Consider the following 26,916-nt stretch of genomic DNA (forward strand, 5'->3'; position numbering starts at 1 on the left):
AAGGGGAAGCATCACGCTTCCCCTTCGTTTTGTTGGCGTCACTAAATGGTGGGTACCAAAATCAAAAAGGTGTTAGTTTCCCCAAATCTGTTCAACAAACTCAGGATGATCAATGAATGGATTACGATTGCCCTGAAAATCAAACACTTGTTGATTGCGATTTCGTTCTTTTTCACTAACAGGATCATTTTTGTGCCAACGTTTCAGCATGTTTAACACCCAAGGTTCAAAAACCGTCGAACTTGAACCATCAAGGACAGCATCCGCATTGCTTGAATTACCTTCCCAATTACCTACAACATTTTCATAACGGGTCGCCATGTAGAAATAAGCACGGGCGAAGTCGCCCTTAAACTCATCAATCGGCTCAAACACCGTACCGGAGTAGCCCAGACTAGTGCTTGCTTGGCCAAGTTTAGAGCCATTACTAGACACGTAGGTCGCGGTGCCCACTTCACCAAATGGCCAATTACTGCGCTTCGCGTTTACATAACCATCGGTTGCAAACAAGTGATGACCGTCTGAGTTCATCGGCTCAACCTTACCGCCAAACCAACTTTTCGGAAAAGAGTGCTCACGGTTGTAGCAATCCCCTTCCGTTTTGTATTGGCCACATTGGTCTGTGACTTTGGTAAAGCTTACTGTATCGCTAGCAGATGGCTTTTCAGAGTACATATCGAGAATAGAGCCATCATTTTCATAATAACGATCAATATCGGCATCTTTTACCAAGGCCCAGACCGCAGAATAGCCTCGGCTGGAGTGATTATTGATAATGTTAAACAACGCTGTTTTTAGAGCGTATCCCGTCTTACCAGATGCCACTTGATAGTAACCATCAACCACTGGTGGGGTCGTCGTTGTGTCACCTAAGGTAAAATCGGTGGTTTCACTTTTCGAGAATTCAGCGCCAGAAGCAAGAGTCTTATCTCCCTCAGTCAGCGTGTACGACCCCGCGCCGCTGCCACAACAAATACCGTCACCATACTCGTCTTGAATCGTGAATTGGTAGTTACCGTCAGCTAGGCACATACTCTTTTCAATGGTGGTTGCTGACTCATATCCCTGACCAGAAAACAGTACTTCGGCTTGGTTGTTTTTTAACGTCCAGCTAGTTTCTGAACCATAATTATCTGTTGTGAGAGTCAAGACCACTTGGTGATCACTACAACTTTCTACAGGAGGTTGTGTACTCGTCTCAGTCGGTTGAAAATTATCGACGTAGACAACTTCTGAGCCATCAAAACTGGCTTCATCGTAAAAACGCAAACCGACGTTGATGGTCTTGTTCGAGCTCGCTGTGTAGTTGTGCGCGAGCTTTTGCCACTGGTTTATCTGTTGTGGGTTCGAGTAATTGTGATAACCATCAACCACCAGACGTGCTTTTACATTTCCTTCGGTATGATAAACCGAGACAGAAAACGGATAGGTTTTCCCTTGCTCCACATTAATGGTTTGCAAAAAGTCGGTGTTGCTTTGGGTACCTGTATTCACGACGACCTGGGCAGCCAGACCACCCGATTTGATTTGCTCGCTGCTTGGCGACACTGTAATGCCCGCGTCAATCTCTGACCACTGCGTAGGTACATTGCCATTCCACTGTTCAAAGTCACCGTTGATAATTTGGCTATATGCAAACGGAGAGCTAACAGCAGCAAGGAGACAGAGGGAGTTCGTTATGGATTTCATTATACTTTTCCATTAGTTATATAAATCCCAAACACGATAAACATATTAGTGGGGCATAAGTAATCCTTCAGTCACATTTTTACGTTGCACAAGTGTTAATTTACTTTTTAATGTGCAGCTTATCTCACAAATATTCACCTGCTGAAAACAAACGCCAATACAAAAAGCGAAGCAACTTGTTGGCTACATCGTCGTAAAACCATTAAGGGAAAAGTAAAACAGACAGAAAAAAGCCAAGTGTGCGCCTATGGGGGTCAGCAACAACACTTGGCTTGTTTATAAGAAAGCTTGTGGTCAGCTCAACTGGTGAGCATCAATTCTGGATAATTCCTTAAGGTTTTACCGCAAAGAATCGTCCTTGTAGTGGCGACATCGGAATCTGATATTGACCATTGCTCGGAGTAATTTTTTCATTCGTGAGCAAATCCACCAACTCACCAGTACCAACACTCTCCTGAGTAAGAGTGACGCTTCTAGCGCTCTCTAAGGTATTTAGCGCAAACAAGACTTTGTCCGAACCAGATTGTTTCAAGTCCACATAACTGCCGTTACTCGCAACTAAATTCGTGCGTGACCCCTGATAAAGTGCAGGATGCGCATCGCGCATTGTCATCAGCGATGCCACATAAGATTTGAGATCGGCTTGGTTTGCATCAAGCGTCGCCGTCACACCTTCAATTTTTGCACTGCTACGCGCAACGTGATCATCACACAAACCTTGAATGGCGCAGGTGTTGTTGTCTTCTTTTGCGGCAAAACCATCCACTTGATCCCCGATTTCATCACCGTAGTACAACGTGATTGGCCCGGTGTACGCCGCTTGGAAAGCAAACGCGGCTTTATGGCGTAACCAATATTCTACATCATTCACATCCGCCAAGTTTCCGCGCTGTAACAAGTCACCAAAGCGCACTAAATCATGGTTGCCGATCATCAAATTCGGCTGCGCATGTGTTGGATATTGGTTGTGTGTGCTGTAACCGTTGTCTAGCCAATCCACACCGCGACCACCCACGCCACTCTCATTCACGGCCAGAGTTTCAACGAGGCGATAGCGCATAGGAAAATCAAATGCAGAGCACAGTGCCGGATCGCTGTTCGATCCATACGCCTCATTCGCGATCTCAGACTCCCCTTTCCAAATCTCTGCCACCATGTAACCCAACGGATTCACTTGTTCGCCTTTGCTATTGGTGTACGTCACACTTTGTGAGGCTTCATCGACGGCTTTACGAAGTTGTGTCCAAGCGTCTGTCGGAACTTGATAGGCTTGATCTAAACGCCAGCCGTCAATCTTCAGTTCTTTGATCCAATACGTTGCCACTTCTTTGTAGAAATCGAGACTGGCCGGGTAATCAACGGGATTGCTCGATCCCGATGGCAACAAACCGGAAGGAGATGGTTTGATCAAACCATCTTTGTGATGACCAAATACACCATCAAAAAACACGTATAAGCCGCGTTTGTGTGCTTCCTCGACCAAGGTTCTCGCCGTTTCTAAATCACCAAAACGTGGATCAATGGTGAAGTAATCCGTTGCAAAGTAGCCCGTGGCATCCAGACGATCGGCCCAGTGTTCTTGGCCCGCTATCGCTTCCGATTCAAAAACTGGCGTCAACCAAATCGCGTTCATCCCTAAATCTTGGATGTAATCGAGTGAATCAATCACTCCTTGCAAATCGCCGTTATGATGGCTGGTGCCATAACCTGTACCGTGACCAATGCTCGCATCACCATCCACAAAACTCTCTACCATGATTTGATAAGTACGAAGTTGGTTACTTTGCGCCATGACATTGGCTTGGCAAGCATAACTGGTATCCGGTAGCGGAGTGCTGCTATTAGTGTCGCCACCACCAGAAGAATTACACGCAGATAAAGCACCAATCACACTTAACGCAAGCAACGATCGAGACAGGCGATGGTTACGTAGGATATTACGCATTTTATTCTCCCTAACTTACTCAAATAAACTACGGAAATTTGAGTAATAAAATTAACCCCGACATGTGTTTCATGCAGGGGTTAATAAATAAAAATAGATTTTAAATAACTGAATGGAATATTATTGGCACTTATTTACCATGACATGAACAGGTTTGCCTTTTCCTTCAAACTGAAGACTCCATACATATTTACCATCTTCTTTAATATCAACCGAAGTATCCGTACCGTAACCACCAAATGTTAATGGTGTTAATTCACCAACGTTCATTCTATTACCTTTTGCGGTAAATTGTGGGAACCACAACTCGGTCGCGTACTGCATTTTGTAGGAGCCTACTTTTTCTTGAACCACGGCTTGGTAGAAATTATTCCCTTTGTAGGTGTATTGACGCTGAGGCACGTGTTTCCAATCGGAATCCGCAAAAGTACCCACCACAAATAGTGGTTTAGAAATAGGTCCTTTCGCTGTGCTATCTGGGTTGTCACACGCTTTCATGAAAGCAACCACTTCGTCTTGAGACATATTAACAACAGGCTCTGCGGCCGCTTCTGGTTCTGCAGTCGATTGACAACCCACTAAGGCAACAAGTAGAGCAGCAGCAAGAGAGGTCTTCATCATGTTCATTTCACGTAATTCCTTTTTAGTATATCCAAAGCAAAATAAACTCAACGGTTAAAAGAAATATTAATCGTTATTAAAATGGAAATATCAACGCAAATAAATATCGTCAGATTGTGAATTTAAATCACTTCGAGAAGTTTGTTTATTTCCTAAGTAAAAAAATAAATTAGGAACTGCCATTAATTATTGATCCAACCTATATAAAAAACAAAGTAATAAAAATAATTATGTGAATAAGGTAACTCTATGTAGGGGTATTTTTATTAGTTTATTTTCTATGAAAAAGGTCAGCATTTCGCTGACCTTTTTTTATCTGATTATTTTCTATTTACGGCTTTCACAAACACTTGTTGTGCACCTTCAATACCCAGTTCTTTTGCTTCATCAAGCAAAGTGAGCGCTTTCGGAATATCATTCGCTGCGACTGCCGCTTCAATTGAGCTGTAGTAGTAGCTAGTAAGGTCCGTACCTTGGGGAATGTTGTCGTTTTTCGCAACAATCTTAGTATTCACAATATCATTCGCGGATACCGAAAAGCGGAACTGACCGAGTGGGCTATGTTTCGCTAGAGGGTCTGCAATATCTGGCGGCTGAGTGTGACGCGCCATGGCGAAGGCTTTTGCAGGGTGTAAAACTTGTGTACTTCCTTTTAGATCGGCGGAAGTCGTGTAAACCAACACATGCAGATCGTTACCTGTCATGTCTGGAATCACATTGAGATCAAGTACGAATTTATCGTTGTCCAACAGTTTTGCTGGTTCATACTTAAACTTTGAAAAATCTGCTTGGTAAATGGTTTCTCCTGCCGAGTTCATCACTGCGACATTAGGAGCATAAAATTGAAGTTCTTTACTTACGAATGTCTCTAATTTGATATCGAGACTGCCACGGTTACCTGGAAGAGCAAACGCTGCAATAGCGCCAGCACTGTTACCATCCAACAACATTTGGCTTTTATCAGTCAAAGCGAATTCAGTAACCACAGGCACGTTAAGCGGTACCCATTGAATATCACCCGATTGCGTGATCACTTGTTGCTGACCTTTTGGACTCATCTCTACTTGTTCTACAGACGCACAACCAGTAGCCAACATGCCCAGCAGTACGGGAGCAAGCCATTTTTTCATTACTGTCTACCTCGACTCTTTATTGTTTTTTAAATAAATACAGCCAGATAAGTTCTGGCTGTATCATTCTAGGACAATTTAGGACTTAGTGGTTAGATGATTACCACCAAGCTTCAGCTTGTACACCGAACTGGAACGTATCGTCTGAACGACCGTTGTCAAATGTGTTTGAGTTGTCTTCTTTGTCAGCCGTTAGGTAAGAAGCGTAAACACGGATTTCAGGACGAGCCCAGAAGCTAGAGCCAGCAGACCATGCTTGAGCAACAGTTAGCTTACCGTATTTGTTTTCTTCGCCGTCGTTATCGTCGATAGCGTAACCAGCTTCGAAAATAGTTTTGTGGTTGTCATCCCATTTGTACATTGGACGAACAACAACAGACATTGTTTCCCACTTGTCTTGGCCAGCCCACATGTCTTCACCAACACCGTACACTAGCTGGTGACCCATTTCCCAGCTGTCGCCCATGCCGATTACACCCCAGTTGATTAGGCGGTAACCAGATGCACCGTTGTCAGCTTCTGCGCCGTACCAGCTACCGTCGCCGTAGAATGCCATTGTTTTTGAGTAACCTTCAGTACCGTACTGAAGCACTGTTTTGTTGAAACCAGCGTCTAGACCTTGAGTCAATTCTGCTGTGAACATTACACCGTTTTTCGCATCTTTAGTGCCGTTTGGCGCAGCGTCAGTTTCGTTAAGAATTGCGTAGTTCAAGCCCATTTCTAGAGAACCGTTGTCCCATAGAGGAAGACCTGCGTAACGTACGTCTAGAGTGTTTACGTTTGTTGCGCCACCATCGTTGCCTGGGTCTGCGATATCGCCGCGGTCGTTACGAACCCAAGCGAAAGAAACTTTACCAGGACCAGCTTCGATACCTTCAACACCAGCGCCCGCGCCAGAGATGTTCCAGTAGTAGAAGTCAGAGATATGAATGTCGTGACGTTGGTAGTAGCGTTTACCTGCCCAAAGCGTTGCTTCAGGAGCAAAGTTTAGTAGGCCTTTAGCTTGAACGTTGAACTGACGTAGTGCGAATTGTGCATCGTCTACACATTTCACTTCGCCGTTATCCAAACCACAGTTAGCAGAAGTGCTTTCCCAGTCGTTTGAACCGTTAGAAGTCATTGCAACCATAGAGTCTACGTAGAACGTTTTGCCGTTGTTGTTGTAAACTTCTTTACCTAGTTGAATCTCGCCGTAGATATCGCTTTCATTACCTAGACGACCGATCTTGTTCTTTTCGAATGTTAATTGTTGACCACCGTCAGCGTTCACGCCAACGCCAGCACGCATGTAACCGTGGAAATCCACTGCGAATGCAGAACCAGCAGCTAAAGTTGCAGCTACAGCAGCAGCAATTGCACTTACTTTTTTCATTCTTAACTCCATTAAGGGTATTTATAATTCTGTCTTCCCTGCTCACTCTTTTAGGTGAATATAGGCAGTAAAAACACACCTAAAGAAAGAGAGGTAAGATGGGAACGAATCCCCGTTTGTTTCAACAGTTGTGAGATTACCCGAGGCGTACAAGGATGACTTCCTCCGCCCTAAACTAATTTAAGGGGGATGAGAAGGGAGTAGAAAATTTACCGAATGGTGTTTTTTCGAGTCAGATCACCAATCTAGGGAGGAATTAGTAAGTTTGTTCGGTTTTGAGCCGCTACAAAGTGATAGCCATTTCATATTTTTGACTCTAAGCCGTCACATAAAGTAATTAAATTACACGAATATTTTTATATTTAGGGTGGTTGACCTTAGTAAGACAAAGTTTTTAACTTATAGTTTCCTAAAGGTAGCAATAAATATTAAATAAAGTATCTCCGATGACACGACTTCTCTCTCGCCCCTACCCGCTGGGCGCAACATTGAATAAAGAAGGCTGTAACTTCTCTATTCATGCTCCGGGCGTAAAAGACATTCAACTGGCATTGTTTGCAGACGATGGCAGCTACGAGCTTCACGGTTTACCGAATGAATACGCTGGCATACTTCATACTTTTATTCCAGATATTAAGCCGGGGCAAAAATACGGTTATCTTGTCTCCCACAAGGACGAGCCACTGTTAATTTCTGATCCGTACGCAAAATCAATAGATAAAGCCCTCCACTATCACCCTCCCTACTCTCCAGCCAAAAGTTTCGATATGCCGAAGTGCGTCGTTATCGAAGATGATTTTGACTGGCAAAACACGGTTCACCCGCGTATACCCAGAGAAGAGATGGTGTTGTTTGAGACCCACGTCAAAGGGCTTACCCAACGCCACCCTGAGGTTGAGGACAAGCTGAAGGGGCGCTATTTAGGTCTTGCATCACCTGAAATGCTGGCCTTTTACAAACAGCAAAACATCAACACGCTGCAATTGCTACCTGTCGCAGCATGCATGCATGAGCCTCACCTACTAGAGATGGAAAAGGTCAATTATTGGGGATACAACCCTTATCTCTTTATGGTGCCCGATCCGCGCTACGCAGAACAAGACGCCGTTACGGAATTAAAAACAACAATTCGCGAATTGCATAAAAACGGCATCGAAGTGATTCTCGACGTGGTTTACAACCACACTGCTGAAGGTGGTGAAGGGCCTACAATTTTCAACCTGAAAGCCCTCGACTCCTGTTTTTACATCAAACATGGCAACCACTTCGCCAATTACACTGGCTGCGGAAATACAGTGGATCTCACCTACCAACCAGCCTTAAACCTTGTGATGGATACATTGCGCTACTGGGTTAGCGAATTTAAAGTCGATGGCTTCCGTTTTGACTTGGCTGCAACGTTAGGTCGACAGGGCGATGATTACAACCCAGAAGCAGCTTTCTTTAAAGCCGTTGCGCAAGACCCAATTTTGCGTGAAACCAAATTGATTGCCGAACCTTGGGATATTGGTCCAAATGGCTACCAAGTGGGTAACTTTCCATTTGGTTGGAACGAATGTAATGACAAACTGCGTGATATTTCCCGAAGTTTTTGGCGCGGTGATCAAGGCTATTTAAAAGAGTTTGCCACTCGATTAATGGGCTCTCGTGACATTTACAGTGCAGCGAACTGGCCATACAAACTCACCGTAAATTACATCACGTATCACGATGGCTTCACACTGCAAGATTTAGTGTCTTACAAGCACAAACATAACGAAGCCAATGGCGAAGAAAATCGCGACGGTCACGGTGACAATCGTTCAGAAAACTACGGTGTTGAAGGCGAGACCGAAAATCTGATGATCATCGCCACGCGTGAGAAGCAAAAACGCAACCTTATTGCTAGCTTGCTGTTTGCCTTCGGTATCCCACACATTCTCACTGCTGATGTTCTGTCTCACACCCAAGGCGGTAACAATAATGCCTATTGCCAAGATAACGAAACCAGTTGGCTGAACTGGGAAGAGACAGAACGTAAGCAACATTTCAAAGCATGGATGTCACAAATGGTCGCCAACCGAAATCAATACATGGTGCCATTTATCCGAGCTTTCAGTGGCGAGAATCGCAATAACAACCGTATTTTCTGGCGCCGTACAGACGGTCGCTTAATGGAGCACGATGATTGGAACCGTTTAAGCTCTGTCGCACTTCACCTTGGTATCGGTAAAGAAGGACAAGAGCTGGTTTACCTCATCAACCAAACTAACGCCACAGCGCGCTTTAAGCTCCCCAATGAGCGAAAGCAAGAATGGGTGACGATCTGTGATACAAACGTACGTAACCTCAACCCAGGACATGCTGAAGGCGAAGTCTTGCTGTCACCCACCTCGATGGTGATTTTGCACTATCAACCAAACCAAAGCACACCAAAAGGTGAGCAAACGCATAGCTAAGTTATAAACGCTCCAAAAAAGGAAAGCCGATGCATCTCAGTGCTTCGGCTTTTTTGTTGGTTAGATGTGCCTAACTCATTATTCGCAAGGCGGCGCTAGGTGAATCAAAGCTAACCCACCCAGTGACGTCTCACGGTATTTCTTGTTCATGTCTTTGCCCGTTTGGTACATGGTTTCAATTACCTTATCCAACGAGATCAGACATTTACTATTACGCTTTAATGCCATGCGAGATACATTGATCGCTTTCATTGCGCCCATTGCATTACGCTCAATACACGGTACTTGCACTAAGCCACCGATTGGGTCACAAGTCATGCCTAGTGAGTGCTCCATGGCAATCTCAGCCGCAATACAAATTTGCTCATTGCTGCCACCACGTAGCGCGGTCAAGCCAGCTGCCGCCATAGAAGAAGAAACACCGACTTCACCCTGACAACCTACTTCGGCACCCGAAATAGACGCATTGGTTTTGTACAAAATGCCAATCGCACCGGACACAGCAAGGAAGTCTTTAAGCTGTTTAGTATCAAGCTCTTTGATGAAGCGATGGTAGTACATCAATACCGCCGGAATCACACCCGCCGCACCATTAGTTGGCGACGTTACGACTTGTCCACCAGCCGCGTTTTCTTCACTCACAGCAAAAGCAAACAGGTTAATCCAATCCATGATTTCCATCGGATCGTTTTCGATTGCTTCATTTGCTTCAAGCTTCTTCAGCAAGTTAGGCGCACGGCGGGTCACATTCAAGCCGCCATCCAAGATGCCTTCTGTTTCGAAACCACGCTCCATGCAACGCGTCATCACACGCCAGATCTGTTCTGCACGTTGATTGATGGCTTCCATATCCTGAAACGCTTGTTCGTTTTTCAGAATCATGCCGCCAAGGCTCATGCCATTCTTCTCTGCCTGTGCCAACATTTCGTCTGCACTGGAGAATGGAAACTCAACTTCTACGGGAGCAGTCGCACTGCCATTTTGCAGTTCATCCGCCGTTGCGATGAACCCACCACCGATAGAGTAGTAAGTTTCAAACCCAACCTGATTGCCATGCGCATCTAACGCAGTAATCGTCATGCCATTCTCATGCAGAGGAAGGTTCTCTTCATGGAACAACATGTCCGTTTTGTAGTTGAATTCGATTTCATGACGGCCATCGACAGACATCATGCCCTCTTCAATTGCCTTGCGCATCGCTTTGTTCGCAGAAGCGATTTTGATGGTATCTGGTTTGTTACCCAACAGACCCAAAATGGTCGCACGGTCTGTATGGTGACCAATCCCCGTTAACGAAAGTGAACCGTATAAATCAACTTGAATACGAACCACTTTTGCCAAGTTAGATTCAATCAAACGAGTGAAGTGGTAACCCGCGATCATTGGACCATTGGTGTGAGAGCTAGAAGGGCCCACACCAATCTTGTAAATATCAAAGATGGACAGCATAAACTTACCTATTACGACAATGCAGCATAAAGCCAATCAGGGAGAACCATACAAGCAGCGATGGTCGCCACAGCGAACACCAACAGCCCGTAATGGCTTGCGGTTGGCTTTGCAAAAAGATGTTTTTGATTATTGATAAAGATTTGTTGCTCGGCGGTCACAGCGCCCCAACGACGGCTCACTAACACACCAAACAACAGGAAGACGAACGTACCAATTGGCGCGAACCACGGCCAAGCCACGTCGAGATATATCGCAGTAAACACCGCAATCACACTCATTATACTGCCAACGATCACGCCTTTCTCATTGGCTTTCGCCCAGAATAAGCCAAGCACGAATGAACCCAAACGGATACCAACGAAGATAGAAGTCAGACTAGCGATGGTTTTGAGTACCGATTCATTCGATACTGCCAGAAGAGCTGGCACTACCACCATAGCCGCAGCGAGCAAACTCATCTTTCTTGCGACTTTTTCGTAGTGCTCATCATCGGCACTTTGGCGAACGAAACGCTTGTAGATATCGAACGTCGCGACAGTCGCCATTGAGTTGTAGGTCGAATCCAAGGTCGACATTGCGGCCGCCGCCAACGCGGAAATGATCAAACCAACGACGATTGGGTTAGTGTGGTTGAAGACGAAATCCAAAATCACTTCGTTGCTGTTTTCAAACGATTGATCTTGATAGAAAACACTCAAAAGAACACCGAGTACCGCGAAGAACAAGTACACGAAAAACGCACCGTAACCACACAACAGCATCGACTTCTGCGCCGTCTTTTCACATCTCGTCGCTAACGTGCGTTGGATGATCAATTGGTTGGTGCCGTACACACTCAAATGCAAAAAGCTCACGGCAACCACGCCAGCCCAGAGTGTGGTATCTACGCCCAAATCAAAATCTAAGTTGATGATATTCAGGTGATCACGAGAAAGGTAATCTGCCGCATTAATCTCTGTCATTAGAATGGCAAAGATAGCGATGCTGCCTGCTACCAATACTGCAGATTGCAACATATCGGTCCAGATCACCGTGGAAATCCCACCCGCATAGGTATAGCAAGCGGTGAAAATACTAATGTAGATAATAGCTTCAGAAATACTGATAGGCAGAACTTGCACTAAGATCAGCGCCACGGCATACAGAATCACACCCGCAGAGATACATTGAACCACAATGAACACAATCGAGTTGATGGTTCTTGCATACACCCCAAAGCGGTGCTCAAGATATTCATAAATCGAAGTCAGGCCCAGCTTATAGAAGACAGGTACAAAGAAAATGACAGTGAAAAAAATAACGATGGGATAGTTAAGGTGAATACTCATCGCTTCCATGCCAGAGCTATAAACCCAACCTGGCATCCCTACAAACGTCATCGCACTAATGTAAGTCGCAAGTATCGAAACACCTGCCGTAAACCAGCCAAATTGCTTTCCACCCGTAGAAAAGTCGCCACCATTGCTGTAGCGCTTATTCACTAAATAGCTGATTAATATGGTGATTAACACGTATAACGCAATCACCACAAAACTTGAGTACGTAACCATTTCAGGGTTTCCATAATTCTGGGTGCTAATTATTTGTGCTTGGATATTACTTTAAAAAAGCATATCTAAACGATAATCCCGCCATAACTGTGACTACAATCACCAATATAGACGGTTATATATTCAAAAATGCCAAAAAGACCGATTTAATGAGACTCCCATCACTAAAAACCACTAATTGGGTACGCATTCATTTTAAAATTGATATTGATCACGGATCTAATGACCTTAAAAAAACTATGATTCACACCGACACGAAATCGAAGATGATCCAAATAAGATCGTGTTCATTGAGTTTGAATAGCAACAAATCCTAAGTGAAATAGAGGTTTATCGGTCATGAATGCCAAAAGACACATGAGCGAAGTTCCTATGATTCAAAGGGTAGCTGCCTATCTAGCGATACTGGTTGGTTACTTTTTCTATTGTTATAACTTTGTAATTATTGACTACGTACGCCCATACATCGTTGAAGCGTATGATGGTATTAGCCTGTCAGACACTGCCCAGTTCTATACATGGCAGTCGGTTGGTGCACTTATCGGTGCATTGAGCTGTGCTTGGTTCGCAACAAAATTTGGTAAGAAATCCACTCTTATTACCATCACAGCCCTAAACGGTGGCGCAACGATCATCAATATGATGTTCACCGACTACGCAACATGGGCAGCAATGCGTTTCATCATTGGTTTGTCACTGGGTGGTTACTTCACCGTGGCAGTAAGCCTAATGATCGGCCTATTTACGCCAACGGTACGTGGTAAGTTGACGGCATTCGCGTCTTCTATGTTCTCTGTAGCACTGATGGTAATGGGTGCGTATGCAGCATTTATTGCAAGCATTGATGCACCATGGGAAAGCCTAATGCTTGTAGGTGGTATCCCACCATTGGCAGCGGCTGTTGTCATGATCTTTGTACTACCTAGCGACAGCAAAGTGATCGCTTACGGTGAAGAAGAGCAAGCAAAAGCAGAAGAATCAAATGCACCAGCGAAAAAAGGCTCTTGGGGCGAAATGCTAAGCAAGCCTTACCGTAAGATCACTCTAACGTGTCTATTACTGGCTGGCCTTAACTTCTACGGTTTCCAATTCTTTGGTGGCTTCGTAACCACTTACCTACGTGATGTACGTATGTTCGACGGTGCAACCATCGGTCTCATCTTCTCTATCTCAGCATTTGGTTCACTGTTTGGTGCGTGGTTCTGGGGTTGGGTAGCTGACAAATTCGGTCGTAAGGTGAACGCATTTGGCTTCATCCTAGCGGGCATCATGGTTTCAATCTTCTTTGTTGCACCTGGCGACATGGTGATTGGCGGCCTAAACATGCTGGCTCTACTTGGTCTGATTTACAACTTCGGTCTGTCTTCTTCAGCGGTATGGGGTGGTTACTTCTCAGAACTGTTCCCAGCACACCTACGTAGCTACGGCGCAGCGCTATTCCACGGCGGTCGTATCCTCGGTATGTGGGCACCAATGGTACTTATCTTCATCCAAGAGCGTACCGACCTACAAACCGCAATGTGGGGTTCACCAATCGTATGGATCCTTGCTGGTCTTCTATGGCTATCACTGCCAGAGACACTAAAAGACGGCGTTTTCGATAAGAGCAAAAAAGCCGAAGCAGCAAAAGCGTAACTGAATTTCAAAAACTCCGGCTGGCTCCCCGGCCGGATGAAAAAACTTAATTTCGAGTCCTGTTCCCAAAGCCGACTCGACAGCAAATAAGAGAGTTTATTATGTCTAAATATCAAGAAGCGAAACGCGTTGTACGTGAATACTTCAGCGCAATGGAAAACGCAACTCACGAGAACGTGGCAGAAGTACTAAAAGCACACACTTCAGAAGATTACCTATGGCGTGGTGTTTACCCATTCCGTGAGCAACAAGGCGCTCAAGCAGCGGCTGACGTTTTCTGGGCTCCTTTGATGAAATCAATGACTCGCATGCAGCGTCGTCAAGACATCTTCATCGGTGGTGAGAACGAAGTAACATCAGGTGAAATCTGGGTAATGAGCATGGGTCACTTCATGGGTCTATTCGACGCTGAATACCTAGGCATGCGCCCAACTGGCAAAATCATGAACATCCGTTACGCAGAATTTAACTGTGTTGAAAACGGCAAGATCACTAAGACTGGCCTATTCCTAGACCTTCTAGGCGCGATGGACCAAGCGGGTTGTTACCCACTACCACCATCAACAGGTAAGCACTTCGTATACCCTGGTCCTCGTAACCACGACGGTCTACTGTTCGAAGACGCAGCACCAGAAGAAGGCGTAGCAACACTAGCACTAGTGAACAAGATGGTTGATGACCTATCTGCACTGAACGACAGCGGCGCTATGGGTTGCCCACCAGAAGTTCTTGAGAAGAGCTGGTCTAAAGACATGATCTGGTACGGTCCATGTGGTATCGGTGCGTCTTACACAATTCCTCGTTACCAACAGCAGCACCAATTGCCGTTCCGTAACAATCTGAAAGACAAGAAGTTTAACGGCCACGTATGTCGTTTCGCAGAAGGTAACTTCTCTTGTTTCTTCGGCTGGCCAAACCTATCTAACACACCTATCGGTGGTTTCCTAGGTATGACAGGTGGTGAAGTACGTGCAGACATGCAAGTGGTTGATGTTTACTACCGTGACGGCGACAAGCTATCTGAGAACTGGGTACTGATCGACCTTCCTTACTGGCTAAAACAGCAAGGTCTAGACGTGTTCGAACGTACTCAACAGATCCTAAACCCTTCTCTATAAGAAGTCCTAGGGGCGGATTGTCAACCCGCCTTTATGTTGCCTGAATCCCCTCTCGGTTCAGGCGACATGCTCCCAACTCGTGCCTCAAGGATGGGGCACAACCTCAAGATAGAACCCTTATTCAAAACGGGCATGAACGCACGGTGGCTTTCTGCGCCCTGAATAATGAGATTGATGATGAAAAAGTCGACCCTTTCTGCAGTGATTTTAGCAGCGCTTACTTCTAGCTCAGCCTTTGCTGCACACACTTTTGTTAATGACGCTGGCGACAGCCTAACCATCGATGGCCGTTTCGATCTTCGCTACCAAGACCGTGGCGGTGATGACAACGGCGAATGGAACAGCGGCAGCTCACGTTTCGGTTTGAGAGGCCAAATGGGTCTGGATAACGGCTGGACTGGTTTCGGTCACGCGGAATGGGGCTACAACTCTGGCGCGAACGGCGACAACATTTACGACCGCTTGCTATACGCAGGTGTTGATCACGAAAAATATGGCAAGATTGCTGCGGGTACTAAGCAGTGGTCTACCTTCTACGACGTAGCATGGTACACCGATTTAGGTCGTGTATTCGGTACTCGTGGCTCAGGTGTTTACAACCTAGCTGACTGGGGTATCGCATCCGGTGCTGGTCGTGCAGAAAACTCAATCACGTACCGTAATTCAATCAATGAAAAAGTGAGCTACGGCTTTACTTACCAAACCACGCGTGAAGATGTTGCTCTAGCAAGCAATGCGACAGCCTCATTGAAAAACGGCATGGGTGCTTCGATCACTTACAAACCCGTTGATGGCGTAACACTTGGTGCGGCTTACCATCAAAATGAAGTTGCGGATCTAGACGCAAGCGTGGTTGGCGTAGAAAACGGCGACAACATGCGCATCATGCTATTGGGCGCAAACTACAGCAACGGTGGCTTCTACGCAGGTGCGACTTTCCACGTTGGCGAAAACTGGGAAGCAGTGAGCCAAGGCGGTACGGACGTAATGTTCGATACCCTAGGTGGCGAAATCTACACTTACTACCACTTCGACAACGGCTTGCGCCCAACGTTGAACTACAACTACATGGAGGATAGTGGTGACGAGACACAAGGTTACGAGCGTAACTTGCTGATCCCTGGTCTTGAATACCACTTCCAGAAGAACAAATTCCTAGTTTGGACTGAATACCAGTTCGACCTAGGTAAAGATCAGTACGATGGCAGCAAATTCGAAAACCGTGATGATCAATTCGCGGCAGGTATTCGCTACTACTTCTGATAATACTCATCGCTCACCACCTATACCCAAGTAACCTTAAGGTGGTGAGTGATGAAGTTCTTATCAACACTAAGCAAAGTTATCTTGAAGCCAAGTAGCCATCACTTCACTAATAATTAAAGGCTGCTCAAGCGTAGATAGATGCCCACACTCAGGGATAACATGAAGTGTGACGTTTGGGATGCATCTCTCCATGAGCAGATGATTGTCTAGCGGACAAAGCTTATCTTCTTTACCTGTTATCACCAACGTAGGAGCTTGAATGTCCGCCAATAAAGGTCGAGCATCCGGGCGAGTTGCTAACGCTTTAGCATGTGCTTCAAATGCCTCCAAACCTACATTAACCGCCATGCCTTCGATACGCTCAGTTAACGCTTTGTCTTGCAAACGGCTTGGATGAATCAGCACAGGCATCAGAGTGTCAGCCGTAATGCGTTCAAACTCACCACTTAACGCACGGCTAACCAGTGCATCACGCTTTTGTGTCACCTCTGGCTTTTCATCTGCTGCATTGGTATCCATGAGGATCAAGCCTTTGACTCTGTTTGGCGCTTGACGGTACACCTCAAAGGCAAGAATCCCACCCATTGATAAGCCACCCAAGACAAACTCCTGCGGTGCGTCTTGCAACACTCTCTGCGCCAGCTGTTCCATTGACGGCAATGAAGCCAGCGTCGGGCATGAAGGCTCAACCCAACTTGGCAACGCTCGGTTGATATCCTCAAACAATGTGCCATCACAAAGTAGTCCGGGTAGCCAAACTAACGAGGTGGGTTGCGTCATTTTATTCTCCTGCAAGCGGCTTTGGTTGATCAGAGCCAAGAATGCAATACGTCAAACTATTACCCCGCAAGTTCGTCAGTGAATAAGACGCACCTTCTGGAACATTCAGCACATCACCGCGCGTTAAAACAACACTCGCTTGTTCGCCTTGATGCGTGAGGACCACTTCAGTATCGCCATCAAAGTTGATAAGCACTTGTTTTTCTTCTCGGCAGTGTTGAGGAATCGAGCCACCTTCAGAAAGCTCATAAGCCATGATGCTCACTTCATCTTCACTCTTTACTTGGAAGTCATAACTCGCCAAAGGATGACCCGTTAAGGCGTATTGTTTCACGTTGCTTCCGCCGAAATCGCCTTTGATTTCACGATAATCTTTTTGCAGAGCGACAAATGGCATCATCTCTTCTGCGGTGTAGGTATCGAAGGTCGCGAGCTCTTCTTCGGTAAGCAGCGGCATCAATTCTGATTCTTGTGGCACCGGGTCGCCATTAATGGTGTCCACGAGTGTGCCATCGGCTTTGAGGTATAAACCATAACCTTGACTGTCTTTAATAACGTTTGGATGCCAAATAACGCCGCCACCTGAATCGTCGCCGCCAAGTACCGAGAACATAAAGCCGTAATCGCGGCCAACCACTTCAAATCCACGGAAGAGATTGGTTGGAATCGAGATGACGTCACCGTGAGACAACACCGCCTCATGCTCTCCATCGTTCCCCCAATAAAAACGGAACTGACCTTTGAACACCAAGAAAAGCTCAGCGGTGCGATGAGAGTGCAACGAATTTTTGATGCCCGGCGGTTGGCCTGCGGCACCAATGTTAAAGCCCGCCGTATCGCGAATATGAACATGCTGACGACTGCTTTCTGCCACCCCAGCACCGATAATGCAGAAGTTATCTTTCAGATCACTGCCTGGCGTGCGCGCATCAATAAACGCACTCGTACCCGGAATCAGTTCCATGTAGCGGACCAGATTATTATTCATTTTAGATTGTAGAGTCATTGTAAATCCTTGTTGTCCTTGTTTGGACCTAGCCTTTGAATTGTTAGTTACAGACCTAAAGGTCGCCCACCATCAACCGCGATGGTATTGCCTGTCGAGAAGGTCAAAACTTCTGCTGCGGCGTACACGGCTTGAGCGACTTCTTCATCATTGGCTAAACGCTTAAGCGGTGTGGATTGTTCTTGTTGATTACGCCATGCGTCATCCAAACCTTTGACAAACTCAGTGTCGACAAGCCCTGGAGCAACAGCCAGAACTCGAACATCGGGAGACAGAGCGCGAGCTAAAGAACGGGTCATGTTCTCCGCGGCAGATTTACTTGCACAGTAAGCAATGTTGCTCCCCATCGCAGTCTGTGCCGCGATAGAGGTAATGTTCACCACACAACCATTGGCTTGCTTAAGCCAAGGCTCAAACGCTCGAACCATGGCAAAAGGCGCACGAACATTCACTTGGAATATTTGGTCAAACAGCTGGTCATCTAAGCTTTGCAAATCAGAGTGCGCGACGAATTTCGTCATCCCCGCACAGTTGACCAACAGATCCAGCTTGTCGCTTATTTCACTGACTTGATGTTTAAGCTGTTCAATCGCACTAGAATCTGCCACGTTCAGTTTGAATGCTAGATGCTCGTTACGTGGCAGCGAAGAAAGCACATCCTCGGCCGCTTTCTGATTACTGTTGTAAGTCAGAATTACGCGATATCCCCATTCAGCTAGCTTGCGACAAATGGCGGCACCCAGTCCGCCACTGCCGCCTGTGACTAAGGCAAGTTTCGACATATTACGCCTCTTCCACTTTGCCTTTGTAACGGCGTACACGAATATCCGCTTGCTCTTTGTGACCTGCGAAACCTTCGAGTGCACACAAGCGAGAGCAGTACTCACCGACTTTTAGCGACGCAGCTTCCGTTACACGCTGGTAAGTACAGGTTTTGATAAATTTACCTACCCAGAGACCACCGGTGTATCGCGCCGCTTTCTTCGTTGGCAGTGTATGGTTGGTACCAATACATTTGTCGCCGTAAGAGACGTTGGTTTCACGACCTAGGAACAAGGCACCGTAGTTGGTCATGTTATCTAGGAAGTATTTAGGATCTTCCGTCATCACTTGAACGTGTTCAGAAGCGATATCGTCTGCCACTTCCATCATTTCTTCGTAGCTATCACACACAATCACTTGTCCGTAATCTGCCCACGCTTTACCCGCAACTTCAGCCGTTGGGAGAATGGTTAACTGACGTTCGATCTCTTTGATGGTCTCTTGCGCAAATGTTTCGCTATTGGTCAACAATACAGCGGGAGAGTTGTAACCATGCTCAGCCTGACCAAGCAAGTCTGCTGCTGCTAATTCTGGGTCACAACCTTTCTCATCGGCAATGACTAGGGTTTCCGTTGGGCCTGCAAACAAATCGATACCAACGCGACCAAACAGCTGACGTTTTGCCTCTGCTACAAATGCGTTACCCGGCCCTACAATCATATCGACCGGTGCAATAGTCTCCGTCCCCAGAGCCATTGCACCTACCGCCTGAACACCACCGAAGCAATAGATTTCATCCGCACCCGCCATTGCCATCGCAGCGACAATCGCCACATTCGGCTGGCCATTAAACGGTGGCGCACAAGCAATAACACGTTTTACGCCCGCGACTTTCGCCGTCAGTACACTCATGTGAGCGGATGCAACCAATGGGTATTTACCGCCAGGGATGTAACAACCCACGCTGTTTACTGGAATATTTTTATGCCCCAGTACCACACCAGGCATGGTTTCTACTTCGACGTCTTTCATTGAGTCACGTTGAATTTGAGCAAAGTTTCGAACTTGTTGCTGAGCGAACTCGATATCATGACGAGTCGATTCATCAAGCGCATCCACACAGGCTTGGATCTGCTCTTCTGACAGGCGGAATTGCTCCGGCGACCAGTTATCAAACTTTTCAGACAACTCACGTACAGCGCTATCACCTTTCGATTCAATATCAGCAAGAATGCTTTCAACAATCTGACGCACTTTTGCGTCGTTTGATGCTGATGCTTCTTCAGTGATTCCGTTTTTTAAAATGCGTGCCATTGGTTTTCTCCTTGAACATTGAGGCTGACGAACGGTTATTTTCATGCTTTTGGATACGAATGCAAAATCAGATTAAACACTTAATTAACATTTGACAAGTTAAGTCAACAAACCACAAAAACAACCCTTAAGCCTTTGTATTAATTAATTTAAACAAATAAAAGCAAGTAATAATGACCTTGATTGAGTTTAATTTTTAATCAAAAATGAGTTTTAGATCACATCACTTTTACTCATCATTTACATTTCTCCGTGTTAGTTTTTGCATACCTTTGCAAAGGAGATAATCATGAGCAATTTTAAACAACGTCTGACTAAAGAAACGCTATTAGGTACATTTGTTAAAACCCCTCACCCTCACATTATCGAGGTATTGGCACTGGCAGAGTTGCCTTTTGTGGTACTGGATGCAGAGCACGCACCTTTCGATCGTTCCTCGCTTGATCTGTGCATCATGGCGGCTAGAGCGAATGACCTCGCGTGCGTGGTACGAGTACAAGACAGCGCTCCTTCAACCATTTTGAACGCGCTTGACTGTGGCGCGGCGGGTGTACAAATTCCCCATGTTTGTACTGCTGAGCAAGCGACGCAACTGGCGAAAATCTGCCATTACGGAGAAGGTGGCCGAGGGTATGCTGGTTCCAGTCGAGCAGCGCAATACGCCACTAAGCCCATGGTTGAACACTTAAAAGACAGCCGTGCGAATACGATTGTCATTGCACAAATTGAAGACCCTCAAGGGGTCGAAAATGTTGAAGCGATTGCCAATGTTGAAGGTATTGATGCGCTCTTCATTGGCCAAGTTGATCTCACTGTCGCTTATGGTGCTGATAGCGTTCATGATGAGAAAGTCGCACAAGCAAGTATGCGAGTAATCGAAGCGGCCAGAGCCGCCAATAAACCTGTTGGCATGTTTGTCGCGACGGCTCAACAAGCTCGGGAATGGCGTGAACTCGGCGTTAGCTTCTTTTGTGTTGGGTCTGAACACAAAATGATCATTGATGGCTTCAAACAAGAGAGAAATGTGATGAATTCTTGAGTTTTCTCTGATATTTACGCCTTATCAATGTAATGCTCTAGACACAGAAATCCCCTAGCCCATACACTCAGCACGTATGAGAAGGTTCAATGGCCTTAAATAAGGAGTATCACCATTAAAGCGAAAGTAACTTCGATCGACGTCGCGAAGATGCTCGGCGTCTCTCAATCGACGGTATCTAGAGCATTCAGCCCGACTGCGAGTATTAGCGAGAAGAAACGCAAAATGGTGATGGATGCCGCAGCTAAGCTCGGATACACACCGAATGCCATCGCCCGAGGTCTGATTTCGAATCGTTCAGGCTTGGTGGCGATTGCGTTAGATAGCGAATCAAACCCAATGTACGACATGCAATCTCGTGCTTTGGCTGTCGAAATTCAAAAGCGTGGCGGACAAGTTGTGCTTTGCCCTATCGACAAAGACGACCTCGATCTCGCCATTTCACGCGCCATTGAATACCAAGTGGACGGACTCGTTATCGCCACCAGCCGTTTAACCTCACGCGCGTTTGCCCAATGCGAAAAGTTTGGCGTTCACTTAAGCTTGATCAACCGCTACGCCGAAGGCATTAATGCCAACAGCTCTGGTATTGATAACCGCTTGGCGGGCCAACAAGCAGCCGAGTATTTAACGCAGAAAGGCGCAAAACAGTGTGCTTACATCAGTGGCGATGCTGGCTCCATGACCAGTGAAGAGCGTTGGCTGGGTTTCTCTTCAAAATTGCAAGAACTCGGCTCCCCGTCACCAACCTTTATCCAAGCCAAGTACAGCTTTGAAGCAGGCTTAGAAGCGGCGAAAGCGATCTTGTCGCACACTAGCAAACCCGATGCGATTTTCTGTGCAAACGACATTTTGGCAATGGGCGTTATGGATGGCTTGCGACAAGCCGGAGCAAAGATCCCCCAAGACTTCTCTGTGATGGGTGTAGATAACATTCCGATGTCTGCATGGCCGAGCTATGATTTGACCACCATTGCTCAACCAGTCGACAAAATTGTTAAACGAGCGGTTGAAGACTTGATGAATCGAATCAACGGCAACCTGGATGCAACTGGCGAATACCTTTTCGAGCAAGGCACCTTGATCGAACGTAGTAGCACCATTTAATAAATCCATTTTTATTCATTCTTCATAAACAAAATGCCTTGCTTTCGAGTAAGGCATTTTCTGTGATCACGATTAAATTTTCACCAATCGTTATTTAATTCCTCATCAATTCATCAATCTTGTTATTGACTTGTTACTTTAATGTTTTATTTTGGATTCGTATGCAAAATGGATATGAATTGCTCAACTAATTTATAAAAACATAAAAAGTTGTGTGACTTGCCGACGAATGCCAATGGCAGGTCATACTAGAAACAAGGAAGAACGATGAAGAAAGCAATCCTTACTTCACTTACCGCACTGGGGCTTGCATTTAGCAGTATGAATACGTTTGCAACCAGTGTTATTCGTCTTGCTCATGACAGTCAAGAAACCTCTCCCGTACACAAAGCAATGCTCTATTTCGAACAAGAAGTGGAAGCTCGCTCAAACGGTGAGATAGAAGTTGAAATCTATCCGGCAAGACAACTAGGCGATGTGCGTGAGACGACTGAACTCGTACAGCAAGGCAACTTACAAATGACGTTTGGTGCGTCAGTTTTACTCTCTCCCTACGTCCCAGAGTTTAACGTGCTCGACGTGTTCTACCTTTTTGATAGCGAAGAGCAAGCACACAAAGCGCTCGACAGTGAGAAGATCGGACAACCATTGTTGAATGCTATGGAATCAAAAGGCTTTCATGGACTTGGCTTTATGGAGGTCGGCTTTCGTAGCGTGACCAACAACAAACAGCCAATTGATAGTATTGAGGACCTGAAAGGGCTAAAGATTCGCTCGGCATCTAACCCCACTCAAATAAGCGCGTGGAAATCTATTGGTACTGCGCCAACACCTCTGTCTTGGGGAGAAATTTTTACCTCGCTCCAACAAGGTCTGATTAACGCTCAAGAAAGCGGCATCTATTCAATTTATGCCGAACGCTTTTATGAAGCGCAGAAATACCTCTCTTTGACTAACCACATTTACACTAACTACGTGCTGTTCATGAACAAATCGTTTTGGGATTCACTGCCTGTAGAGCAACAGGCGCTGATCAGTGAAGTAAGCAAAGAAACCATCGCAAAACAGCGTGAGCTCGCCGCGCAGCAAAACCAAGAAGTAATCAAAGAGCTCGAAGCAAAAGGCATGACGGTTAACATCGTCCCAGACGAGGTACGCAGCATCATGAAAGAGAAAATGAATGCGGCCGTGTACCAGGACTTGCGCAGTAAAACGGGTAAAGACTTGTTTGACAACGTGATGGCCGAGATAGAACGCCTATAACTCCCACTCTTTTTCACGATCTGGCAACAGGTCGTGCTTTCTCGTTTTGGAGGTGAACATGAAGTGGTTTCGCTTACTAGGCAAATACCTAGAACCAACCCTTATCGTTATCGCGATCTCAACGATGACAACTTTACTGTGCTTGCAAATCGCCCTACGCCTGTTCGATGCAACGATCGCGTGGGCTGAAGAGCTGGCTCGTTATTTATTCGTATGGGCGATGTACCTGAGTATCAGCTATTGTATCCGAGATGATCGGCACATCCGCATTCGTGTGTTCATCGATAAACTTCCGGGCAATTGGACGCAATTCAGTTTGATTGTTTCTGATCTTATCTACCTTGCCTTTAGTGCCACTGTCGCCTGGTTTGGATTTAAGGTTATAAACCGCAGCCTGCAACTCGGTCAGATTGCACCCGCAATGGAAATTCCTATTGCGTGTTTGTATGCCTCTGTTTTAGTTTGCGCACTATTAAGCTGCGCGCGCCTAGTGACAAGCATTTATCAACGTGTGAACGCGTGCTCCACCAGCAATGAACGAGTTCGCTTTTCTCGCCAACGCTATCGCCATATCAAAGCAAAGTATCGTACTTCTAACCGACTATTGGAGTTTAACGCATGACGTCTGCACTTTTGTTTGGCAGCTTTGGTCTGCTTCTGCTCATTGGCGTTCCGGTCGGTATTGCTCTGGCGGCAGCCAGTATGGTCGCGATATTAAGCCTGCCATTCCTTAACATCGAGTTTTTAGTACAAGGCTTGGTGACAGGGCTCGACTCCTTCCCTCTCCTCGCCGTCGTTCTTTTTACCTTAGCAGGTAACCTTATGAGCCAAGGAGGGATCTCAAAACGATTATTGCATGTGGCGGAGGTCTTCTTTGGCCACTTTACTGGCGGGCTTGGTATCGTGGCCATTGTGGCGTGTATGTTCTTCGCATCCATCTCTGGAACAGGGTCTGCCACTGTTGCCGCTATCGGCCTGACGATGATTCCTTCGATGGTGAAGAAAGGCTACGACCGCAGCTTTGCAGGTGCTTTAATCGCGTCCTCCGGCGGAATTGGCGTCATTATTCCACCCTCTGTGGTGATGATCGTCTACGCGATCACAGCTGAAGTCTCGGTAACTAAGATGTTCATGGCGGGCATCATTCCTGGCTTGGTCGTCGGTATGGTATTGATCGGCTATTGTCTAATTGTCTCAAAATTGCGGGGCTACACAGGTAACGAGCGCAAAGCGACCTGGGCAGAGCGTCTTGATGCGCTAAAAGAAGCCAGTTGGGCAATGCTACTCCCCGTGATCATTCTCGGCGGTATCTATTCCGGTATCTTCACACCTACCGAATCAGCCGCCATTGGTGTGCTCTATGGCTTATTCTTTGGCATGTTTGTTTATAAAGAGCTCAAACCAGCGCAAGTTGTGAAAATCATTCTAGAGTCGTCACTGTTAGTTGGCGCAGTACTCGTCATTGTGGGTGCGTCCGTGACGTTTGGCCGCATATTGACCCTAGAACGTCTACCGACCGAGATTGCTCAGTTCATTCTATCGATTACTGAAAACAAACTTCTGATACTGCTTTGCATCAATGTCCTGTTGTTGCTTGTCGGTACCTTTATGGAAACGCTGGCAGCCATTGTTATTCTCACGCCAATTCTGTTACCCATTACGTCAGCACTCGGCATGGATCCCGTTCATTTTGGGATCGTGATGATCGTGAACTTGGCCATTGGCTTTGTTACGCCTCCTCTGGGTGCCAACCTGTTTATGGCAAGTCAGGTAGGCAAAGTACCGATAGAGTCGCTCTCTAAAGCCATCATGGGTTGGATTGGTGCAATGATAGTGGCCTTGATGTTGATTACCTTCATCCCTGCCATCTCGCTATCATTACCTGCGCTTTTATCCTGATCGTTGCACTCATAGAGTGCTTATGACTGTTATAGCCACTAGATAAACACCTTTCTAGTGGCTTATTCGTTATCTACTTCCGATTTAATAAAAAAGCCTTTAAGCATTCGTATGCAAAGGGAAAATCTGAAAGATATTAGGATAATTGACACCAAAATAGCTGAATATTAGCGATAAAGTCTATTTGGGTGCCTTGATCTGCATGATTATCAGTTTTGGCTTAATCATTTGTTTCCATTCAAACAGATCAAAATAAATTAAGCAATTAAAAAACAATAAGATACTAGAAAATTCATACAAAAAACTTTGACCTCCTTTCTTATTAACACGTCTCGATAAGAGATAGCTTCCATCTCGCCTGTACTTTTTTAGTTTATTTTCCGCTCAATTGTTAAAAATCTGATCATCAGCACGCTATTTAAACAACCGAAAAACAATCCGTTGACAAAATGGCAACATGATATATTTTGAATACGTAATCAAAACATAATTCAAACATAATTATTCAATTACGGAGGTGATTTATGGCCATGGTTGGCTTCGATGAAAAGTGGCGTGATTTTCCCGACTACATTCTTGGTATCACAAAAGAGATTTGGGAAGACCGAGGTTTAAACACCTTAGAACACTACTACTCTCCCGACATTGTTGTGCGTACTCCACTCTCTATCGTTCAAGGAAACGAAGGGGTGATCAGTGCAACAATGGCGACACTGGCCGAGTTTCCCGATCGCACGCTATATGGCGAAGACGTCATTTGGTCAGGCACCCCGGAACAAGGCATGCTTTCTTCTCATCGAATCATCTCTACTGCAACACACAGTGGCAACGGCTTCTACGGGCAAGCCTCGAACCGCAAAATTCGTTTCCGTATTATCGCAGATTGCCACGCTATCAATAACCAAATCAATGACGAATGGTTGGTTCGCGATCAAGCCGATATCGCGAAACAACTGGGTATGACGTCAGAAGAGTTTGCACGCCAACAAATCGAATTTGAAGGTGGCGTGGAATCAAGCCCATTTCCGTTCACACCTGAAGTCGACATTCCTGGACCTTATTTGGGCGTAGGCAACGACAACGAATATGGTCAGCGCTATGAAGCAATTCTCAGAAGCCTTATGAATGCCGAGTTCTCTATAGTACCGAAAGAGTACGACCGCGCTTGCATCGGCGAATACACTGGAGGTCAAACTGCCCTATCACACTCGGAAGTCGATCATTTTTGGATGGCACTTCGCGCGTCTTTCCCAAATGCTCAATTTACCGTTCACCATCGTATTGGCCGAGATGACGACATGATGTCACCACGCGCTGCAATTCGATGGTCTTTGCACGGTAAGCATGAGGGATATGGGATGTTTGGTAAACCCTCAGGAAAAGAGGTTTACATCATGGGGATCAGCCACGCTGAGTTTGGCCCTTGGGGTCTTCGTCGCGAATTCACTTTGTTTGACGAGACCGCAATCTGGAAGCAAATCCTGCTTCAGCAAGGCTAACGGCTGACTAAACACTATTTATTAAAATCAC

21 protein-coding genes are annotated in these 26,916 nt (G+C 46.0%); 10 read left to right on the forward strand and 11 right to left on the reverse strand.

Features of this window, described 5'->3' with window-relative positions:
* Positions 1-72: 72 nt before the first annotated feature.
* From R7Q46_RS03665 to R7Q46_RS03685, 5 genes are all read right to left on the reverse strand, one after another.
* Positions 73-1,689, reverse strand: a complete 1,617-nt coding sequence (locus R7Q46_RS03665) for an endonuclease (protein WP_318077293.1) — start codon at positions 1,687-1,689, stop codon at positions 73-75.
* 331 nt (positions 1,690-2,020) lie between these two features.
* Complete coding sequence (locus R7Q46_RS03670) at positions 2,021-3,634, reverse strand: alpha-amylase family glycosyl hydrolase (RefSeq protein ID WP_104980213.1); 1,614 nt, start codon at positions 3,632-3,634, stop codon at positions 2,021-2,023.
* 120 nt (positions 3,635-3,754) lie between these two features.
* Entirely contained in the window at positions 3,755-4,261 is a 507-nt protein-coding gene (locus R7Q46_RS03675) for a hypothetical protein (RefSeq protein WP_005374788.1), read from the reverse strand.
* 314 nt (positions 4,262-4,575) lie between these two features.
* Complete coding sequence (locus R7Q46_RS03680) at positions 4,576-5,385, reverse strand: MalM family protein (RefSeq protein ID WP_005374786.1); 810 nt, start codon at positions 5,383-5,385, stop codon at positions 4,576-4,578.
* 100 nt (positions 5,386-5,485) lie between these two features.
* Complete coding sequence (locus tag R7Q46_RS03685) at positions 5,486-6,757, reverse strand: maltoporin (protein WP_005374784.1); 1,272 nt, start codon at positions 6,755-6,757, stop codon at positions 5,486-5,488.
* Positions 6,758-7,203: 446 nt separating this feature from the next.
* Here R7Q46_RS03685 and glgX point away from each other — a divergent pair, with 446 nt between their 5' ends.
* Positions 7,204-9,195 (forward strand): glycogen debranching protein GlgX, encoded by a 1,992-nt coding sequence (glgX, locus tag R7Q46_RS03690; RefSeq protein ID WP_213885242.1) that lies wholly within the window; start codon positions 7,204-7,206, stop codon positions 9,193-9,195.
* Between the two features lie 78 nt (positions 9,196-9,273).
* Here glgX and R7Q46_RS03695 read toward each other — a convergent pair whose 3' ends face one another.
* Together R7Q46_RS03695 and R7Q46_RS03700 are read right to left on the reverse strand one after the other, a co-directional pair.
* On the reverse strand, positions 9,274-10,644 hold the full coding sequence (locus R7Q46_RS03695) for an L-serine ammonia-lyase (protein ID WP_033906650.1): 1,371 nt from the start codon (positions 10,642-10,644) through the stop codon (positions 9,274-9,276).
* Between the two features lie 11 nt (positions 10,645-10,655).
* The gene (locus tag R7Q46_RS03700; protein WP_318077294.1) at positions 10,656-12,197 is read right to left on the reverse strand and encodes a sodium:solute symporter; all 1,542 of its coding nucleotides are present in this window, start codon (positions 12,195-12,197) and stop codon (positions 10,656-10,658) included.
* A gap of 339 nt (positions 12,198-12,536) precedes the next feature.
* Here R7Q46_RS03700 and R7Q46_RS03705 point away from each other — a divergent pair, with 339 nt between their 5' ends.
* From R7Q46_RS03705 to R7Q46_RS03715, 3 genes are all read left to right on the forward strand, one after another.
* Entirely contained in the window at positions 12,537-13,832 is a 1,296-nt protein-coding gene (locus R7Q46_RS03705; RefSeq protein ID WP_318077295.1) for an MFS transporter, read from the forward strand.
* A gap of 101 nt (positions 13,833-13,933) precedes the next feature.
* Positions 13,934-14,950, forward strand: a complete 1,017-nt coding sequence (locus tag R7Q46_RS03710; RefSeq protein ID WP_005374772.1) for a nuclear transport factor 2 family protein — start codon at positions 13,934-13,936, stop codon at positions 14,948-14,950.
* Between the two features lie 177 nt (positions 14,951-15,127).
* Positions 15,128-16,213 carry a porin gene (locus tag R7Q46_RS03715; protein WP_213871370.1) on the forward strand — a complete coding sequence of 362 codons (1,086 nt, stop codon included), beginning with the start codon at positions 15,128-15,130 and terminating at the stop codon, positions 16,211-16,213.
* Between the two features lie 69 nt (positions 16,214-16,282).
* On the opposite strand, the gene R7Q46_RS03720 is transcribed toward R7Q46_RS03715, so the two are convergent.
* Genes R7Q46_RS03720 through hisD form a run of 4 tightly spaced genes read right to left on the reverse strand, consistent with a single transcriptional unit; the run spans position 16,283 to position 20,078 of the window.
* Positions 16,283-16,996, reverse strand: a complete 714-nt coding sequence (locus tag R7Q46_RS03720; RefSeq protein ID WP_213871300.1) for an alpha/beta fold hydrolase — start codon at positions 16,994-16,996, stop codon at positions 16,283-16,285.
* 1 nt (position 16,997) lies between these two features.
* Positions 16,998-18,002, reverse strand: a complete 1,005-nt coding sequence (locus tag R7Q46_RS03725; protein WP_005374765.1) for a cupin — start codon at positions 18,000-18,002, stop codon at positions 16,998-17,000.
* 47 nt (positions 18,003-18,049) lie between these two features.
* A complete protein-coding gene (locus tag R7Q46_RS03730) occupies positions 18,050-18,784 on the reverse strand; it encodes an SDR family NAD(P)-dependent oxidoreductase (protein ID WP_213871301.1) in 735 nt (244 codons plus the stop codon).
* A gap of 1 nt (position 18,785) precedes the next feature.
* Positions 18,786-20,078, reverse strand: a complete 1,293-nt coding sequence (gene hisD / locus R7Q46_RS03735) for a histidinol dehydrogenase (RefSeq protein ID WP_213871302.1) — start codon at positions 20,076-20,078, stop codon at positions 18,786-18,788.
* 289 nt (positions 20,079-20,367) lie between these two features.
* Here hisD and R7Q46_RS03740 point away from each other — a divergent pair, with 289 nt between their 5' ends.
* From R7Q46_RS03740 to R7Q46_RS03765, 6 genes are all read left to right on the forward strand, one after another.
* The gene (locus R7Q46_RS03740) at positions 20,368-21,117 is read left to right on the forward strand and encodes an HpcH/HpaI aldolase family protein (protein WP_005374748.1); all 750 of its coding nucleotides are present in this window, start codon (positions 20,368-20,370) and stop codon (positions 21,115-21,117) included.
* A gap of 150 nt (positions 21,118-21,267) precedes the next feature.
* The gene (locus R7Q46_RS03745; protein WP_025768661.1) at positions 21,268-22,224 is read left to right on the forward strand and encodes a LacI family DNA-binding transcriptional regulator; all 957 of its coding nucleotides are present in this window, start codon (positions 21,268-21,270) and stop codon (positions 22,222-22,224) included.
* A 267-nt stretch (positions 22,225-22,491) separates the two neighbouring features.
* Positions 22,492-23,487, forward strand: a complete 996-nt coding sequence (locus R7Q46_RS03750) for a TRAP transporter substrate-binding protein (protein WP_213871303.1) — start codon at positions 22,492-22,494, stop codon at positions 23,485-23,487.
* Positions 23,488-23,545: 58 nt separating this feature from the next.
* A complete protein-coding gene (locus R7Q46_RS03755) occupies positions 23,546-24,109 on the forward strand; it encodes a TRAP transporter small permease (RefSeq protein ID WP_054574865.1) in 564 nt (187 codons plus the stop codon).
* On the forward strand, positions 24,106-25,386 hold the full coding sequence (locus R7Q46_RS03760; RefSeq protein WP_054578612.1) for a TRAP transporter large permease: 1,281 nt from the start codon (positions 24,106-24,108) through the stop codon (positions 25,384-25,386). Before R7Q46_RS03755 ends, R7Q46_RS03760 begins: the two co-directional genes overlap by 4 nt.
* Positions 25,387-25,910: 524 nt before the next feature.
* Positions 25,911-26,885 (forward strand): ester cyclase, encoded by a 975-nt coding sequence (locus tag R7Q46_RS03765; RefSeq protein WP_213871304.1) that lies wholly within the window; start codon positions 25,911-25,913, stop codon positions 26,883-26,885.
* Positions 26,886-26,916 lie beyond the last annotated feature (31 nt).

The sequence above is a fragment of the Vibrio sp. 811 genome (genome assembly GCF_033339195.1).